This is a genomic window from Mycobacterium sp. 1245852.3 (assembly GCF_001669335.1).
Lineage (GTDB): Bacteria > Actinomycetota > Actinomycetes > Mycobacteriales > Mycobacteriaceae > Mycobacterium > Mycobacterium europaeum_A.
In genome coordinates this window covers 1-561 of record NZ_LZLL01000497.1, presented here as the reverse complement: position 1 = coordinate 561, position 561 = coordinate 1, and the positions used below count along the sequence as shown (strand labels likewise).

The following is a 561-nucleotide window of genomic DNA, read 5'->3' as shown; positions in this document are numbered from 1 at the left end:
ACGACCCGGGCCGCCACGGTGCTGGCGAACGCCGCCCTGGTGTTCACCGACCCCGACGTGCCTGAGCCGGTGCTGGCAACATCTGCACCGGCTCTAGCGTCTCGGTGACGTCGTCGAGGCGACCGATCCGGGCCAGTCCCGCCCGGGCTACCACGATCGCGTCGAGATCACCACTGCTTACCCTGTTCAACCTGGTATCTAGGTTGCCTCGTAGGGGGCGGATTTCCAAACCGAGACCCAATGCTCTAAGCTGCGCGGCCCGCCGCGGCGAGGAGGTGCCCACCAGCGAACCGGCCGGCAACTCCGCGAGCACCAGCCCGTCGCGCGCTACCACCGCATCGCGCGGGTCGTTGCGCACCGGTATGGCCGCCAGAGCAAACCTCGGATCCTCGGCGGTGGGCAGGTCCTTGTGGGAGTGCACGGCGGCGTCGACACGGCCCTCTTCCATGGCCTCGCGCAGGGCGGTGGTGAACACACCGACCCCGAGGTCTTCGATGGGCGCCGACGACCGGTCCCCGGCGGTGGTGATGGTCACCAGCTCCGCCGGGTGTCCCAGCGCGA

The 561-nt window shown here is 69.7% G+C and carries 2 pseudogenes; one reads left to right on the top strand and one right to left on the bottom strand.

What is annotated here, in order from left to right:
• Positions 1–78 (top strand): annotated as a pseudogene (locus A9W96_RS33420) (hypothetical protein); the annotation flags it as partial.
• Here the strand turns inward: A9W96_RS33420 and hemC are convergent.
• Positions 62–561 (bottom strand): annotated as a pseudogene (hemC, locus tag A9W96_RS22180) (hydroxymethylbilane synthase); the annotation flags it as partial. The pseudogenes A9W96_RS33420 and hemC sit on opposite strands and share 17 nt — an antisense overlap.